This is a genomic window from Mangrovimonas sp. TPBH4, assembly GCF_001280505.1.
Taxonomy (GTDB): domain Bacteria; phylum Bacteroidota; class Bacteroidia; order Flavobacteriales; family Flavobacteriaceae; genus Mangrovimonas_A.
In genome coordinates this window covers 213,256-227,772 of sequence record NZ_LBIO01000040.1, presented here as the reverse complement: position 1 = coordinate 227,772, position 14,517 = coordinate 213,256, and the positions used below count along the sequence as shown (strand labels likewise).

Here is a 14,517-nt window from a genome sequence, read left to right as displayed (position 1 = left end):
GAGATTTTACGAGCGTTAAGATTAGGGCTTGAGGAAGCTTAGTTGTAGGGGGTATCTAATTTAATAAAATATTTCTTTCAAAACATTGAATTGCAGTGAATTACATTTTTATTGTTTTGAAAACAGGTAATTTGGACATATTAAGTTTATATCCTACCAAATTTTGGTGGATCTGCCGGTGGAGCTTAGTTTGATAAGGTTTGGTTTGGGGGTGCTACCGTTGAAAGTGAGTTCTGAGGCAAACAATAGTTGGTCCTTACCCATAAAGGCTACCCAATGTGGGGTTAAAGGAGGGTTGTGCTTGTATAATATCTGTTTATTGCCTTGGGCATCGATCATCTCAAAACTTCGCCTTCCCCAATAGGCCATGAGCAATTGTCCTTCTTGAAAATCAACATCAAACACTTTGTTGCGGTTAAAGGGGGCATTGGTAATTTTAGGTTCTGTGATATTATTCCACTCTTGAAATATGTTTCCTGTTTGGGTTGCCAAGAAACAGGAGGTATCTCCCAATAGAAGTAATGTGTTGTTGGGTAAAGCCCTAATTCGGTTGATGGGAGTTTCAAATTCAAAATATACAGAAGGTTGTTTGCCTTTTTGTAACGTGTAAACACTGGGGTACTTACCGAAGACCATTTGGGTGTCCGAAAGCATGAAGAACCCAGCTTCTCCAAGGTGCCATTGGTCCTCAAACCAATCCCAGATAACTGTTGGCTTTTGGTTTTTAGTTGTTTTAAGGAGACGGATTTCAAAGGTGTCGGAAGCTTGTAGGTATCGCCGTTCCAAGATGTAAATGTCCTGACCTTTGGCGTATAGCATGAAATCGCTTGCCGGATATTCAGATTTTAGGAATACTTGAGGAGTACTGCCATTTTCCCATACCATGACACAAGCGTGGTGCTGCGCATCATCAATAGGATGGATATAGGACCAAAATACTTGGTTATCTACTACAATCATATTGCCCGTTGGGTGGGCCAAGGCAATCGATGAACTCAACATCACGATGGCCAACACCCAATAGGATTTTATGTGCTGTAATGCAGACATGTTTTACATGGACTTACATTTGGTCTGGTGCAACCGGTGCGGGGACCACGTTTTCCACAGGATTGATACTTTTTAGATACATGAACATGGCATGAAGATCTTCGTCCTTGATATTGGCAAAATTCATCCAAGGCATAGGAGGCAGCAGCATACGGCCATTGTCCATGCCTTTAAATTTGCCTTCGGTCAGGGCTTTTTTAAATTGCGCTTCGGTCCAGCTGCCAATTCCGGTATCGTCTGGCGTTAGATTGGCGGCAAAGGAAATTCCCCAAGGGCCTGCCGCAGCTGTAAGGTCTGGATAAAACATGCCAAAACCTTCCTTGATCATGGGGCTGTCAAATGTAACTACAGGTCTATCTGATGGATAGCCCGATAACAATAGCTCAGGAATAAGTTCGGGGCCGTTTGGGCCTACTTTTTTGGGCGAATGGCAGTCGTTGCAGCCCATAACCCCGACAAGATATTTTCCCTTTTCAATGACACTTTCAGGTGAAGGTGTAACGACTTCTGGGGTGGTACTGGCGGTTTGGTAGGTTTCTTCTTTGCAGGATACAATGCTTAAAGAAGCCATTAAGGCAATGGCCAAAAGTGTTGATTGGTGTTTGAATGTCATAAGATTGTTGTTGAAACAGACCTGAATTTGCTAGTCTGCTGTTGGTTAATGCCTCTAAGATAGTAAAAGGTAGTGAGATTTGCTATATGGTGATTTTCAGGGGGTTATTTGCGAGGGTGTTCATTTGAATGTTTTTTCAATGACATCCCATGTGCGCCATATTTGGGATAGGTAGGTGTTGAATGCTGTAGAATCGTTAGTCTGCTTGATTTGATCGAAAAGCTCATGCATTTCTCCGCGGAGATGCGGATGACGATCGGTAACCGATGTCATGTTTTTCCAAGTTTGTATGTGGTCCTGAAAGGCTTGTTCAAAATTATTAGGACAATCTTTAAAGTCTAGTGCTTCCAAAGCAATAACGTAGTTTTGGATGGTAGTGCTTAAGGTTTTTGTTTCACATTCGTGGTTACGTATAGCTCCTAGGCGACTGTCTGTTTCCAAAATTCTTTCGATACAACTTTGCTCCGATTTTGAGAGCGTCTGACCATAAAACTCCATACAGGGCACAGAAATTATCAGAAACAATAAAATTCTTGTGAACCCTAGAGGTATTATGTGTGTAAGGAGGGCCATAATTTAGGCAGGCAGTACGATCCATTCTACAAACTTCATCCATGTTTTTGAAGCATACACATAGGGTGCCAGTACAAACAAATTCAAAATAAGGATCACATGGGGATAAAGGTATAGGGAGGTGCTAAAGACCTTTTGTTTTTTTAGGCTTGTCCTTAGATCATAAATCAGTAGGGGCAGTGCAAATATGAGATTGGCAATTAAAATAATAGGGGTTTCTTCTATCCCGAAGATCAAGGGGAGTCTGTCAAAACCAGTATCGGCCAGCAGTAAGGTGCCGTAAAACATAAGGCGCTTATGGTAGAAAGCTTGCTTCCTCATGGCGATGCCAATAAAAAGTAAGGGCATACCCGTAAGTAAGCTAAACCCAAAAATGCCTACCAAAAAACTTAGCCCTTCAATAGGGATGTCCGGGTGGCTTAATCTGGCAGAAATAATTAGATATACGGTGCTTAAGGCCAATAATATTAAAACTACAAAACCTGCTTTCCCAAATTTTGCATGCCAATGTGTTTTTTTACGGAATACCAATTGTGTTTGAAGTACATAAAGCAGCATCCAAATGAATCCGAAGAGGCCATGTAATATATAGCGGGAGGCTGCCATATTGATGCCCCGGGACGTTTTTAGATTGATTCCAGCGCTGAATCCTGCTAAACAAACAAGGAGAAATAGTATTGCGGTTGTAGCAAAAAAGTAATGCTCGAAGCTAGTGGTTTTGGTTGGGTTTGAAACTTTTGTGGTTGGCATGATTTCAGTTTCTTTCTAATAAATATAGTTAAAAATCTGAAATAAAGTGATTTGAATTGGGGTTGCGTTGTTTTTTTCTTAGGATTTGATTGCGACTGTTGGAACGAGTCTTCCCTTGTGAACTACCCCAAGAATGGGGATGTCCTTAATGGTTTCTGGAGCCATTTTAAATGGGTTCTTTTTTAAAATAGTGAAATTCGCCGCTTTGCCTTCTTTAATAGAACCAATGCTGTTTTCTTGGTTCAAAGTTCGTGCGGCGTTTATGGTAATGCCCTGCATGGCGGTAAAGACATCCACTTTTTGATCCTGTGAAAAGTGGCTTTCTTCGGCGGTTTCCCTGTTAATGGCTGTCCAAGCCAATAACAACGGATTGGCGGGTGCCATGGCAAAATCGGAATGGTAGGAAACGGGAACGTCCCGTTGGCTGAGCTCTTTGATTCTTACTAGGTTTTCGGCGCGTTCTGGTCCAAGGCCAAATTCGGAATATTTATCGGATAAGGCCCATAAGTAATATGGGTTTACAGAGGCTTCCATGTTGAGGGCTTGAACTTGTTGGGCAATGTTTTCATCAAAATAGCCCATGTGGTGAAGGGTGAAGCGATGCTCCTGTCTTGGATGTTTTTTTTGGTCTTTTTTGTTGTAGTCCAATACTTGTTGTATGCCCAAATCGCCATTGGCGTGTACATGGATTTTGTAATCCTTGTTCCAATAAAAACTCAATTGTTCCTTAAACAATGGCAGGGGAGTCATCCATTCTCCTTTAAATTCTTCACTTAAATAAGGTTCCTTCATTTGCATGGCCAAGGAGTAAATAGCACCATCGGAAAACAATTTGACCTGCTTGGGCAAGAAGGTGATATTGTCTGTATTGTATTTGGCAGGCATGGCTTCCATGGCTTCGAGGGCTTTGGTATTGTCGTTGCCGTTCATGGTATAAAGCTGCGTGCCATTGGGAATTAAAAATACGTCGTAGGGTGGATGTTTGTCCATTTCCCCTTTTAGTAGGTTGTATTCCATATCAAAATCGGAACTGGGAAAGCCGGGTTCGGCTATAGTGGTGATACCGTTTCTAAGCATGAGCTGGCTCATCATGGCCAGTCCTTTTTTGTAGGAATCGGGGTTGATAAGATAGGGAGCAATAGAGGGGACCAAAGCCAACCAGCCACCTTCAAAGAAATGGCCATTGTTCCAATCTACCTGCGGGTTGCCTTCAAAATCGGCTTCTTTGATGTTGAAGAGTTCTACGGCTTTATCATTCAAATAGATTTCGTGAAAAGATCTGTGGATGATGCCAATGGGCGCATCGGGGGACAATAGGTTTAAGGTGTCCTTGGACATGGGGCCGTGCCATAATTGATGGTAGCCCCAAACAAAGAGCATTTTGTCTGGTTGGGCCTTGGCTTTAATCACTTTTTTAAGGCGGTTTTTGTATTCTTCAGGTGTTTTGGCCGCTTCGGTAGTTCCAGTGGGTTTGTACCAACTATGAGGCGCAATGGTTTCATTGGGGAGCATAATGGCAGCTATTGAAGGATGGAGATGGGGTTCTATAAATCCAGGCATTAGGGTATTCCCTTCCAAGTTGTATTGGGATGCCTGAGGGTATTGGCTAAGGGCTTCTTCCTTTGTTCCAACATATGCTATGTTGCCATTTTCCCTCACCACAGCTTCGACATATTGAGGTTGGTCTCCTTCCATGGTGATGATGTCTCCACCAAAGTAAAGTGTCTGTTCGCTGTTGGTTTTTACTGGTGTTTCGGTGGTGCTGTCTTCCTTTTGTTTGCAACTCATAAAAACAATCAAGGCAAGCAATAATAATGTTGTTGGTTTGCTGAATTTCATGATGACACAGTTGTTGGGTGTTGTATAAAGTCTATTGCAAAGGCGTAGTTTTCGAATCCATCTTTGATATGACTAATTTACAAAATTCGTATCTTATCTTGTTTGTAATCAGGTTGATGTTTTTTTTGTGCTTATGGGGCTGTTTATAGATTTATACTGCAAATAGTTTTGGAAAGTGGTTTGTTCATTCAAAATGTATATCCAATGCCCAGTTGCAGACCTAATTCGGTAAGTTTTCTATGATAGGATTCTTTATTGAATGGTATGAAGGCATGTCTTTTAAAATTTGGGTTGATGAAGATGCTAATTTGATTAAATCTATAAATGCCTCCAAATCCGATGGCATACCCTATTCCCGATTGGGAATCAACAGAGTTGCTAGAAGTTTGTATATCCAAAATTGGGCCCGCGTTGATGAAAACAAAGTTCCAAAACATATAATTTGCGTGAAATGGTATTGATATGATTTTTAGGTCTTCATTCCCATAAATTGTGTGGATTCCGTTGTAATTACTGCGTATGGTTACTTTTGAATATTGGTAATTGATGCCTGTTCCGATGCTGAAATTATCTGAAAGATACCTTAAGTATTTCACTCCAAATTCGAAGGAATTTGAAAGGTCGATGCCTCCTGTCCCGTCTAGGCCTTTGGTATTGAGGAGTTCGGTGTCTACGAGGCCGTAATATATTTGAAATTCATTTGTGTTTTTTTGGGAATAGGAAAGCGAAGTTAATAAAAGTGTCAGATAAGTAAACAAAAATGTTTTTTCCATGTTGGTTGGCAATTTTTTGAGGTTATTAGGGTTTTAAAACGACTTAAAATGACTGTCTATTCCCAGTAAATCTCCACGTGGGTATTATTGAACATGGGGTCTTCAATGTCGCCTTGGGGTTTGCACCACATGGTTTTGGGCAAGCTCTCTATATCTATTTTATAGCTTTCATCGATAATGCCTCCTTGGGCTTGGAATTCTATAAGTTTTCGCAATAAGTCGATAATGGCTTGCTCTTTGTCTTCCGGAACTTCTTGAATACTGAGGTCGGGTCTGCCATATTTCCGCATGCCTCGCGTATGGAACCATTTGGTGTTGTCTTCGTCTTCGTCATAACAAAGAATCATAACATGCTCTTTGGCTTGGGGGGCATTGGGAGTAAAGATATTGTCCATCCAGTCCTTTTTGTCCCAAAAGGTCACGGTTTGTAAATCGTATACCGCCACGCCACCGTGATCCAGTAAATAGGTTACCAGTCCAATCACATCTCGGTAATAATTCAAGGTATTGGTATCAGGCACATTGCCCACAAAAATATAGCATTCCTTGGCGGTTTCAATTTGTTGGGCAAGGCTTGGATTATCTGCCTTTAAGGCTTCCCAAAAGTAGCCTTCCAGATAGCTTTTGGGGACTTCGGGATGGGCGTCGGGGCCATATTGCATCAAGTCGATGCCTTTAGGGAGGCCTTTGGTTTGGTATTGGGCTCCGGATAGTTTAAAATCCACATCAAAATCGCCATACACAACGTAAAACATATAGGGGCTGTCTAGCGGTTTACTAAAATGTGCCCTCTTCCAATCTTTAAGTTCTGTCATACTTGATTAGTTTTAGTGTGGATTCCCAAAAAAAAGCCTTGCCTATTTAGTAAGGAGGTTAGGTTGCGTTCTATAAATATAGATTATTTCTTGGCAAGTACAACAGTTTTGTGTTGTTATTGTATTGTATTTGAATGAGATGTGTGGGGATGGGAGCTTGTGAAGGATTTGTTGTTACCAACAATGCTCATTGTAGTAGGAAATAATGCCGCGTACATTCCTTTTTTTCAATTCTTTGTTTTCAATTTTATCCATTAGGGATTCGCATGAACTGAAGATTTTCAGATGCTTCTTTTTGATTCTAATACCGATACGAATGACGTCGTCATTTACTTTAATGAAATAGCAGGGAGCACCATTGTTTCCCCCAATAAACATGTTTGATGTGACCGAAGCTGCATTGGGAAAGTTGCTATTTTGGTTGTACATCTCGTCGCAATACAGGGTAATGGAGCCTTTCAAGGTCTCGTTTAAAAGTCTGGGAGCTTCCTTGTCGTGAACCAAGATGTATTTGTAATGTTTTCCTTCCGTGTCAAAGCCATCGATGCTGTGATAGTCGTATTCTGCGATCTCTGCATTTTCATTTACTTTGAATTTAATACCGCCTTCCGTCTTTATTTTGATGAGTCCCTTGGAAATGGATCCGTCCTTAAAAAATACGGTGCCGCGGTTGTATTCGGCATGGGCAATAAAACAAAAGAAAACGAAACATAAAGAGAAGAGGTGTTTCATAGTTGGTAGGTTTGGGGGTCTTAATTTTATATACGGATGAAATCTGTTTTTGGACTTCTTTACCTTACAATTTTAAATTATTTTCTTACAAATTGAGCTGTATTTGGAATGAAAATTATCCAATTGGACTATTTTATGGTGCTTTTGCCATACTGCTCTTTTGTCTTAAAAATCAAACTGTCCAATTCCCAATGTTTCTCTTGTAAAGCACTTAAGGCAAAGGCAGCGGCGGCGGCCGTAAATACCGAATAATCAAAAGCCCCCTTAATACCTGTTGAAAAGGTCATTGCAATGCCAAACAGAAGTAATAACAGGCCGCTTAATTTGGCAAACAGTTCTGTTTTAAAGCCAATAATCAGGCAAAATGCAAACAGGATTTCCAGTACGGTGGCCAGTGTTCCTGCTATAGAAATTGTGCCCTTAGGTAACCAAGGATTTATGGCTTGTGTATAGTCCAAAAAATTGGACCAATTGCCCCAAACCGATACATTTTCAGACCATAGGCCAAAGCGATCAGCTACTGCCGATAAAAAGGCAGTTGCAATAGAAATGCGTAAGAATAGTTTAACAAATTTTGTGTTCATCCTGTGTTTATTTAATTATAGATGCCGTTAGATGCCAGCCCATTTTTTACATGTGCCAAATGATGTTGGCAGTGCCACGAATAGATGCCTATGGTTTGTATAAGTTTAAGTGGATTTTCATGTTCTGGATGAATGAACTCACGTGCCAATTGTTCACGGGTTAAACTTTTTAATAGCGTTGCCCATTTTTTGTGCAGTCCTTTCAATAGTGCCATCGATCCCGAGATATCATCATCAAGGTCATCGGGCAATTCGGCCCAACGGTCTTCAAAATAGGGTTTAATGGTTGGCATGTCTTCTGTCAGTGCCAGTTTAAAGCGCACTAAACTATTTATATGGCTGTCCGTGCAATGATGGATTACCTGCTTTACGGTCCATCCATTGGGTCTGTATTTCCAATTGAGTTGTGCTACCGATACATCCTTTGTTAAGTCTTCCAATTGGGAGGGGAAGTTTTCAATGTTCTTGATCCACGATTCCAATATTGTAGTATCTGGATTGGCTGCAGGCGTGTAAGGGCCAATGGGGTATTTTAATGCTTCTATATCCATGAGGTGTTGTATGTAAAGAATTATCAGTAATCGCAATAGTGTCTATTTGTTTTATTAACTTCTTAAATGGTGCTTGCATGGAGCCAGTCTTAATGTTGGTTTAATTGGGTGTTTATGGAGGAAATGAGTTGCCGTGCCCATTGTTGCTCGGCTTCCAGGTGTTTCATGCCAATGACTAACCTTATGGATAGATCGTTTAAATAGTTTTCTAGACTAATGTCGTTTTCAATATCGCTAAATTGTAATACAGTTCGTTTGTCCTTTTTATACCGATCCAATGGGTAGTTGCCGCCCTGTCCATCCAATACATTGACATGTTTTGAAGAGAGTCTATACTTTGGTAGCAGGTGCAGTTCTATAAAGGCATTGGTAAACCGCTTGGTGTCGCTGATGTGCTGCTCTAACCCGATATCATTGTAATAGCTGGAAATATCGGTCATTAATTCGTGATTGGTAATTTTGTGAATAGTGCCCGTGCTCACCGCTGTTTCATAGGACGTTCTGTGGTAGTTAGGCAGTGTAAAGTATTGCACAAAATGTATATCGTTTAAAAACTGGATGGTGTCATAGGCTTGTTCCGTAGGTTGGATATAAAAGTCCAGAAGCCGGAGGCAGGTTTCGTTTTGTCCATTTTTAAATTGTTTGATTCTTTCAAAGCTGTTAATGTCACTTTCAAGATCCACTATGATCCTGTTCAATAGATCCCGTTCGGAAAGTCTGTCTTTATACTGTTGTTGCCAGGTATTGATTTGTAGCGCAATTAAAATGCCGATTACTACCAACACAATTTCACCAATAGCGTATTTGAGGTATTTGGCAGTACGCCCTTCCGAGAGTAGGTTATGGCGTATCTTCCTAAAGAATGTAATCATATCCAAAGGGTTGGTTTGTATAAATATACCCTTTTTTGCTTTAGGATTATGGGCAAGTTATGATTGAAGATAAATCAATTGTAGACTCTAATATATGGGCAAAAGTATTGGTCCTAGGGCGTGTATCCACAGAACGTACCCCGAAATACCGCCTATCAAGCCTCCTAAAATAAAGTGGACTCTTAATTTGGCGGGGACCACTTTGAATACAATAAAAAGGGAAATGATAAAACCAAAAGTACCTAAAAATAAGGCAATACTACCAGGCCATATATCCAACATTAAAGCAATATTCATTTCGTCACCACCAAAAAAACTCCCTTCTGAAGAGAGGAGTCGGTCTCCTATGGAAGTTACCAAATTGAATACTTCTCTTAGCCAAAACAGGGCCAAAAAAACACCAAGCCAATCCACTAACTGAAAGCCTTGTTGGCGAATCCTCTTTTTTCTGCAGAATAGAAGTAGCAGGCCAGTCATTCCTGTAAGTATGGTTTGTAAGGGGCCGCCAAGGATTATTAAAAGACTGTCTTTTTGATACTTGTTTACGGCAGCTTCGTAAGCTATTTTTCCCTCAAAGTCCTCGTTTTTTTTTATGGCGGCTTCATGGTTGTTGTACACTTCAGCGAAATAATCCATCATGTCATTATTGTAGTAAATCATGCTGGCGTAGTACAGCTTTGTCTCATACCCTTTGTATTTGGCAACCAACATATGGCCGCATTCATGGGAAAGAGTGCCAATAACCGTAAACAACATGAATGCGCCTACGAAGAGCGATAGTGGTTTTAGGGCAATTAAAAACTTTTGTCTGTTCATGCTAATATTTGTTCCAGTTCGGCATCAATCAACTCCAAAATGGCATTTAAATCGTCCATAAGGGGGCTGTAGTGTGTGGCTTCCATAGCACTACTGGATAGGGCGAACATTAAAAGGTTGTTTTCAAATTCCTGCGACTGCAACAATTCTAGATTGCTTGTAGGTTGTGCTGTAGGTTGCAGACCTATCTCTTGGCTGGCGCCTGTAAGGTCGAATATGGTTTTTAAACTGTAGGCATCGCTCCTAAAAAGGTCCAGTACCTTTTCTCTTTGAATCCCTAGGTCGGTTTCCTGTTTGCCAATGTCTTCAATAGTGGCAATCCAATTGGTCAATAAAATCCGTAATTGGGCATTGGACAGATCCTTTAAGCTTCCGGAGTTGATGATTTCATTCAACAGGGAGTTGTTGGGGTTAAAGGAAATATCCGATGCTAAGCTGTTGAACAGCAATTCTGAAAATACTCTTTCGGTAGGTGGTGTCTCTTGATGGCTTGTATATTGCAACAGTGTTTTGGCCCCTTCAAAATTGCGCTTATTTACCGCAATCAGTTCCTTAAGTTTCAACTGGCTGGTAGTAAACTCATCGTGTAGGCCCTGTAAATAGGTCTGTTCCTTGTTCTTGAGGATGCGCTTCTCATTACTGTTGTTCACCGCCAAGGCAATTAAAATACCAATGACCACCAGAACAATTTCCCCAATGGCATAGAGGAGATATCTCCCGAATTTATTCTTGTTGAGCAGTTGTTGCCTGAGTTTTTTAAAGAATAGAATCATGCTTTAGGCTGGATGTCAAGAATCTGTGTTGGGAATAAAGATACTTTTTTTTGCTGTAAGTTGATTCGCCTTTTCATAGGTGCCCTTTTTAGATGTTACAACAGCTTTTTAATTTTGCGTTTCAAATTGTTGTATACATCCAATAACATAATGTTTTCAATGAATTCCATGTTGCCATTTTGATCTATGATGACATTATAAGGGTAGTAGGATACCTTGAATTGGTCTATAACAGGTCTGGCATTTGGAATAATGGTAAAATCTAGCTCATGGGTTTTTAAGAAGGTCTCTACGGCAGCCTTGTCATCAAAAGTTATCGCAAAAAACTCCACAGGTTCGTCTTTAAACTTCTTTTTCAAAGCATTTAAATCTGGGAATCCTTCAATACAGGATTTGCAATGTATAAACCAGAAGTCCAATACCACTACCTTGCCCTTAAGGCTTTCAAGGGTGTGGGTGTTGTTGTCCATATCTACAAGGGTCAGCTCTTTCAGTACGGTGCCGTCCAATTGCTTGCGTTCTTGTTCCTCTATTTTCAGTTGGGTGTCTCGAAGCTTATCTCGTTCATTCATGTCGGCTTCTGAAAGTACTTTGTTCACCAAGACGATACTGTTGGCTAAAGTATCGTGGTAAATGAGTTGCTTAAGGTTGTAACGTTTGGAAAGGGCTCTTATAGAATCGTATTCCTTCTTGTTACACGGCTGTCCGTTTTCCAATATGGTGCGTATGTCTATATCGGAGTTGTCTTTTTTTAATTGGGCAAAGGTCTCTCGCGTTATTTCAATACAGTTGTCTGGAGCGTTTTGCTGACTGTAAACATTGGCCATAAAAAGGCTGAAAAGGATAACTAGGGTGTGTTTGTAGGACATGGTTGGTTGGTTTTATTGTTGATTATTCCTACAAATGTATCTTTTTTTTCCTAATGGCATAGCCTCTTTTTACTCCTATTTCCAATGAGGTTAAGGTGTATAACGATATTGTTAGGGGATGCTTGCTGTCTTGCTACGTTCATTTTGCCTTGATGCAAAACGAACCAAAAAATCAAGACGGTCTGAGGAAATTAACTGCCGCTGGCAGTTACCGTTCACTCCCGAAGCTACATGCTAAACGCTACGCGTTGCACTTCCGCTTCTCCGCTCCCTATTTCTGCAGACCGCCGTGTTCCGCCCGTAGCGAAAAAGGGTTTTAAAAGGTTTAGTGGTATTTTTTTTCGTCCTCATGTGAGACTTCGGGACCCAACCGCTGAAACGGCCGTGAAATAAAAAGCTTTTTGAGGTTTTACGAGGGTAAAACCGAGTTCTTTTTATTCAGGTCGTGAAGTGCTGTTGGGTGAACAAACACATGCAGACTTGATTTTTTGGCTCTTTTGTATCAAGACAATAGAGTATACATGAAAATCTTTAAATAAAATGAATGAATAAAAGAGCATTAATACCCTACACCAATTTTGCTTTAAAAAACGCAATAGTTCGTTCCCAAGCTAAAGCCGCAGCAGACGCATCATACCTTGGGGTTGTATTGTTATGGAACCCATGGTGTACCCCTGGGTACATATAGGCTGTATACGAAATGTTGTGGTTTTTAAGGGAGGCTTCATAGGCGGGCCATCCTGCATTGACACGGGTATCCAGTTCGGCATAGTGCAGCAATAGCGGTGCTTTTATTTGGGCCGTTTCCTCATCGTTAGGCTGACTTCCATAAAAGGGTACAGCGGCACCTAGGGTGGGTACTTTTACTGCCATCATGTTCGATATCCAGCCTCCAAAGCAAAAACCAACCACACCTACCTTGCCGTTACAATTAGGATGCGATTTTAAGTATTCGTAGGCGGCAATAAAGTCTTCCAGCATCTCATTACGGTCGCGCTGTTTCTGAAGCGCACGCCCATCGTCGTCATTGCCGGGGTAGCCACCTAAAGGGGTGAGGGCATCGGGGGCCAAGGAAATAAAGCCTTCCAAAGCGGCACGCCTGCCAACATCTTCAATATAGGGGTTCAGTCCACGATTTTCGTGTACTACCACAATACCGGGCAAGGGCCCTTTGGTGTCTTTGGGTTGTGATAACAGACCTTTAATATCGCCTCCACCTTTTGGGGAAGGGTATTGGATGAAAAAGGAATTCAGTCGCTGGTCGTCTGCAGGTACCTCCAAGGTATCCACATAATTGGGCGAAATAAAGCTCAGCAGAGAGGTAACCGTTAGCCCGCCAATAGCATATAAAGACAACTTTTCAATAAACTGGCGGCGGTCTAGTTTGTTATGGGCGTAGGCATCGTATAGTTCAAATACCTCGGGGTTGAGGTCTTCTTTTTTTATAGGTTTCATAACTGCGAATTTTAGGTTCGTAATCTTTGACTTTGGTACTATGCGTTATGTAGAATACTATGTGCAAAGGCTTTCTAAGATACGAAAAGTCTTGAAAGGGAGGTGTGTGTTGTGCGTTCATTTTGCCTTGATGCAAAACGAACCAAAAGATCAAGACGGTCTGGGGAAATTAACTGCCGCTGGCAGTTACCGTTCACTCCCGAAGCTACATGCTAAACGCTGCGCGTTGCACTTCCGTTTCTCCGCTCCCTATTTCTGCAGATCGCCGTGTTCCGCTTCTAGCGGAATGGGGTTTTAAAAGTTGTGCATAGTATTATTCAAAATCATATTCCGCTGGAAGCGGAAGTACCTGTCGTAAGCATAGAGAGCAAATTCCGTTAAAAACTTGGGAAGCCTTGGACCAAGTTCAGGAATTTGTGAACCGTTTTGGGATTTTGAAAGAAGCACAAAAATGCCTATCGACAGGGCGTCATTCCTGCCAGCCGGCAGGCTGGTCTTTTGGTTCGTTTTCTTCGAACGAGCAAAGAAAATGAATAGAAAGTGATGGCAAGTGAAAGGTTGGGTGCTTAGCAATGCCAACCTTAATCGATTTACTAATTGGTTTATGACTCTTGTCCACAATGTTCATTGTAATACGAAATGATGTCATAGATATGTTTCCTTTTGAATTCTTTGGTTTCAATTTTTTGGATTAAGGAAGGGCAAGAGTTGAAAAGTTCTAAATGCTTCTTTTTGATTCTAATACCAATGGGAATAATTTCTCCGTCCATTTTTATAAAATGGTAAAACAAGTCTACTTCTATAGAGCCAATAGGTTGGCCTCCAAATGCGGTGTTTGGAGTTCCGAGAAAGTTATACGCGGGAACATCATCGTTATATAAAGTTATCTTTCCTTTAATCTTTTCATTCAGAAGTCTTGGCGGTTCATCACTATATACTTTTACATATTTTAGTCGTTTTCCTTTATAATCAAAGCCTTCAATTTCGCTGTGGTCATAATAAATAACTGTAGAATCTTTAGCTTTCTTAAATTTTATACCTCCTTCATCGGTCATTGTTATTAATCCTTTGGAAAAAGTTCCATCGTTGAAGAATATGTTACCGGGAGCATATTGTGCGTATGTAATTGTAAAGGATAAAATTGAGAATAAGAAGAGAAGTTTTTTCATGGGATTGGAGGAAGGTGTCAATACAATAGTTGGTTGGTTAAGTTTTGTGCTGCTACAAATCTAAAATATTTTCTTACAATTGAAATTTATACAAGAAATTGAAAAGGGGTTTTTTAAAAGGTTAATGGTATTTTTCGTCCTCATGTGAGACTTCGGGACCCAACCGCTGAAACTGCCGTAAAATAAAAAGGTAGTTTGAGGTTTTACGAGAGTAAAACCGAGTTCTTTTTATTTAGGGCGTAAGGTGTTGTTGGGTGAATAAGCACTGCAGACTTGATTTTTT

The 14,517-nt window shown here is 40.8% G+C and carries 16 protein-coding genes; all 16 read right to left on the bottom strand.

Going from position 1 to position 14,517, the window contains the following annotated elements; genetic code table 11:
* Positions 1–153: 153 nt before the first annotated feature.
* The 16 genes from ZA05_RS05010 to ZA05_RS04935 all read right to left on the bottom strand — a co-directional run bounded on the left by ZA05_RS05010 (position 154) and on the right by ZA05_RS04935 (position 14,234).
* Positions 154–1,050, bottom strand: a complete 897-nt coding sequence (locus ZA05_RS05010) for a hypothetical protein (RefSeq protein WP_053990581.1) — start codon at positions 1,048–1,050, stop codon at positions 154–156.
* Positions 1,051–1,063: 13 nt separating this feature from the next.
* Positions 1,064–1,663, bottom strand: coding sequence for a hypothetical protein (locus ZA05_RS05005; RefSeq protein ID WP_053990580.1), 600 nt, complete (start codon positions 1,661–1,663; stop codon positions 1,064–1,066).
* Positions 1,664–1,783: 120 nt separating this feature from the next.
* The gene (locus tag ZA05_RS05000) at positions 1,784–2,236 is read right to left on the bottom strand and encodes a hypothetical protein (protein ID WP_197276045.1); all 453 of its coding nucleotides are present in this window, start codon (positions 2,234–2,236) and stop codon (positions 1,784–1,786) included.
* 3 nt (positions 2,237–2,239) lie between these two features.
* Positions 2,240–2,986 (bottom strand): hypothetical protein, encoded by a 747-nt coding sequence (locus ZA05_RS04995; protein ID WP_053990578.1) that lies wholly within the window; start codon positions 2,984–2,986, stop codon positions 2,240–2,242.
* Between the two features lie 78 nt (positions 2,987–3,064).
* Positions 3,065–4,825, bottom strand: coding sequence for an amidohydrolase (locus tag ZA05_RS04990; protein WP_053990577.1), 1,761 nt, complete (start codon positions 4,823–4,825; stop codon positions 3,065–3,067).
* Positions 4,826–5,013: 188 nt separating this feature from the next.
* Positions 5,014–5,598, bottom strand: coding sequence for a hypothetical protein (locus ZA05_RS04985; protein ID WP_053990576.1), 585 nt, complete (start codon positions 5,596–5,598; stop codon positions 5,014–5,016).
* A 56-nt stretch (positions 5,599–5,654) separates the two neighbouring features.
* Entirely contained in the window at positions 5,655–6,413 is a 759-nt protein-coding gene (locus tag ZA05_RS04980) for a hypothetical protein (protein WP_053990575.1), read from the bottom strand.
* A 174-nt stretch (positions 6,414–6,587) separates the two neighbouring features.
* Positions 6,588–7,145, bottom strand: a complete 558-nt coding sequence (locus ZA05_RS04975; protein WP_053990574.1) for a hypothetical protein — start codon at positions 7,143–7,145, stop codon at positions 6,588–6,590.
* Between the two features lie 128 nt (positions 7,146–7,273).
* Positions 7,274–7,729, bottom strand: coding sequence for a hypothetical protein (locus ZA05_RS04970; RefSeq protein ID WP_053990573.1), 456 nt, complete (start codon positions 7,727–7,729; stop codon positions 7,274–7,276).
* Positions 7,730–7,740: 11 nt separating this feature from the next.
* Positions 7,741–8,280, bottom strand: a complete 540-nt coding sequence (locus tag ZA05_RS04965) for a YfiT family bacillithiol transferase (RefSeq protein WP_053990572.1) — start codon at positions 8,278–8,280, stop codon at positions 7,741–7,743.
* Positions 8,281–8,369: 89 nt separating this feature from the next.
* Positions 8,370–9,152 carry a DUF6090 family protein gene (locus ZA05_RS04960; RefSeq protein ID WP_053990571.1) on the bottom strand — a complete coding sequence of 261 codons (783 nt, stop codon included), beginning with the start codon at positions 9,150–9,152 and terminating at the stop codon, positions 8,370–8,372.
* Positions 9,153–9,239: 87 nt separating this feature from the next.
* Positions 9,240–9,968 carry a hypothetical protein gene (locus ZA05_RS04955; protein ID WP_053990570.1) on the bottom strand — a complete coding sequence of 243 codons (729 nt, stop codon included), beginning with the start codon at positions 9,966–9,968 and terminating at the stop codon, positions 9,240–9,242.
* Positions 9,965–10,741 carry a DUF6090 family protein gene (locus ZA05_RS04950; protein WP_053990569.1) on the bottom strand — a complete coding sequence of 259 codons (777 nt, stop codon included), beginning with the start codon at positions 10,739–10,741 and terminating at the stop codon, positions 9,965–9,967. Before ZA05_RS04950 ends, ZA05_RS04955 begins: the two co-directional genes overlap by 4 nt.
* 95 nt (positions 10,742–10,836) lie before the next feature.
* Positions 10,837–11,610, bottom strand: coding sequence for a peroxiredoxin (locus tag ZA05_RS04945; protein ID WP_053990568.1), 774 nt, complete (start codon positions 11,608–11,610; stop codon positions 10,837–10,839).
* 567 nt (positions 11,611–12,177) lie between these two features.
* Positions 12,178–13,065, bottom strand: coding sequence for a dienelactone hydrolase family protein (locus ZA05_RS04940; protein ID WP_053990567.1), 888 nt, complete (start codon positions 13,063–13,065; stop codon positions 12,178–12,180).
* Positions 13,066–13,667: 602 nt separating this feature from the next.
* Entirely contained in the window at positions 13,668–14,234 is a 567-nt protein-coding gene (locus ZA05_RS04935) for a hypothetical protein (protein ID WP_157514525.1), read from the bottom strand.
* Between the last annotated feature and the right edge of the window lie 283 nt (positions 14,235–14,517).

Bases quoted from the DNA above. Each gene is read 5' to 3' on its own strand.
- ZA05_RS04985 (WP_053990576.1), bottom strand. From the start codon at position 5,598: ATGGAAAAAACATTTTTGTTTACTTATCTGACACTTTTATTAACTTCG.
- ZA05_RS04970 (WP_053990573.1), bottom strand. From the start codon at position 7,729: ATGAACACAAAATTTGTTAAACTATTCTTACGCATTTCTATTGCAACT.
- ZA05_RS04980 (WP_053990575.1), bottom strand. From the start codon at position 6,413: ATGACAGAACTTAAAGATTGGAAGAGGGCACATTTTAGTAAACCGCTA.
- ZA05_RS04975 (WP_053990574.1), bottom strand. From the start codon at position 7,145: ATGAAACACCTCTTCTCTTTATGTTTCGTTTTCTTTTGTTTTATTGCC.
- ZA05_RS04960 (WP_053990571.1), bottom strand. From the start codon at position 9,152: ATGATTACATTCTTTAGGAAGATACGCCATAACCTACTCTCGGAAGGG.
- ZA05_RS04995 (WP_053990578.1), bottom strand. From the start codon at position 2,986: ATGCCAACCACAAAAGTTTCAAACCCAACCAAAACCACTAGCTTCGAG.
- ZA05_RS04990 (WP_053990577.1), bottom strand. From the start codon at position 4,825: ATGAAATTCAGCAAACCAACAACATTATTATTGCTTGCCTTGATTGTT.
- ZA05_RS04940 (WP_053990567.1), bottom strand. From the start codon at position 13,065: ATGAAACCTATAAAAAAAGAAGACCTCAACCCCGAGGTATTTGAACTA.
- ZA05_RS04955 (WP_053990570.1), bottom strand. From the start codon at position 9,968: ATGAACAGACAAAAGTTTTTAATTGCCCTAAAACCACTATCGCTCTTC.
- ZA05_RS05000 (WP_197276045.1), bottom strand. From the start codon at position 2,236: ATGGCCCTCCTTACACACATAATACCTCTAGGGTTCACAAGAATTTTA.
- ZA05_RS04945 (WP_053990568.1), bottom strand. From the start codon at position 11,610: ATGTCCTACAAACACACCCTAGTTATCCTTTTCAGCCTTTTTATGGCC.
- ZA05_RS05005 (WP_053990580.1), bottom strand. From the start codon at position 1,663: ATGACATTCAAACACCAATCAACACTTTTGGCCATTGCCTTAATGGCT.
- ZA05_RS04950 (WP_053990569.1), bottom strand. From the start codon at position 10,741: ATGATTCTATTCTTTAAAAAACTCAGGCAACAACTGCTCAACAAGAAT.
- ZA05_RS04965 (WP_053990572.1), bottom strand. From the start codon at position 8,280: ATGGATATAGAAGCATTAAAATACCCCATTGGCCCTTACACGCCTGCA.
- ZA05_RS04935 (WP_157514525.1), bottom strand. From the start codon at position 14,234: ATGAAAAAACTTCTCTTCTTATTCTCAATTTTATCCTTTACAATTACA.
- ZA05_RS05010 (WP_053990581.1), bottom strand. From the start codon at position 1,050: ATGTCTGCATTACAGCACATAAAATCCTATTGGGTGTTGGCCATCGTG.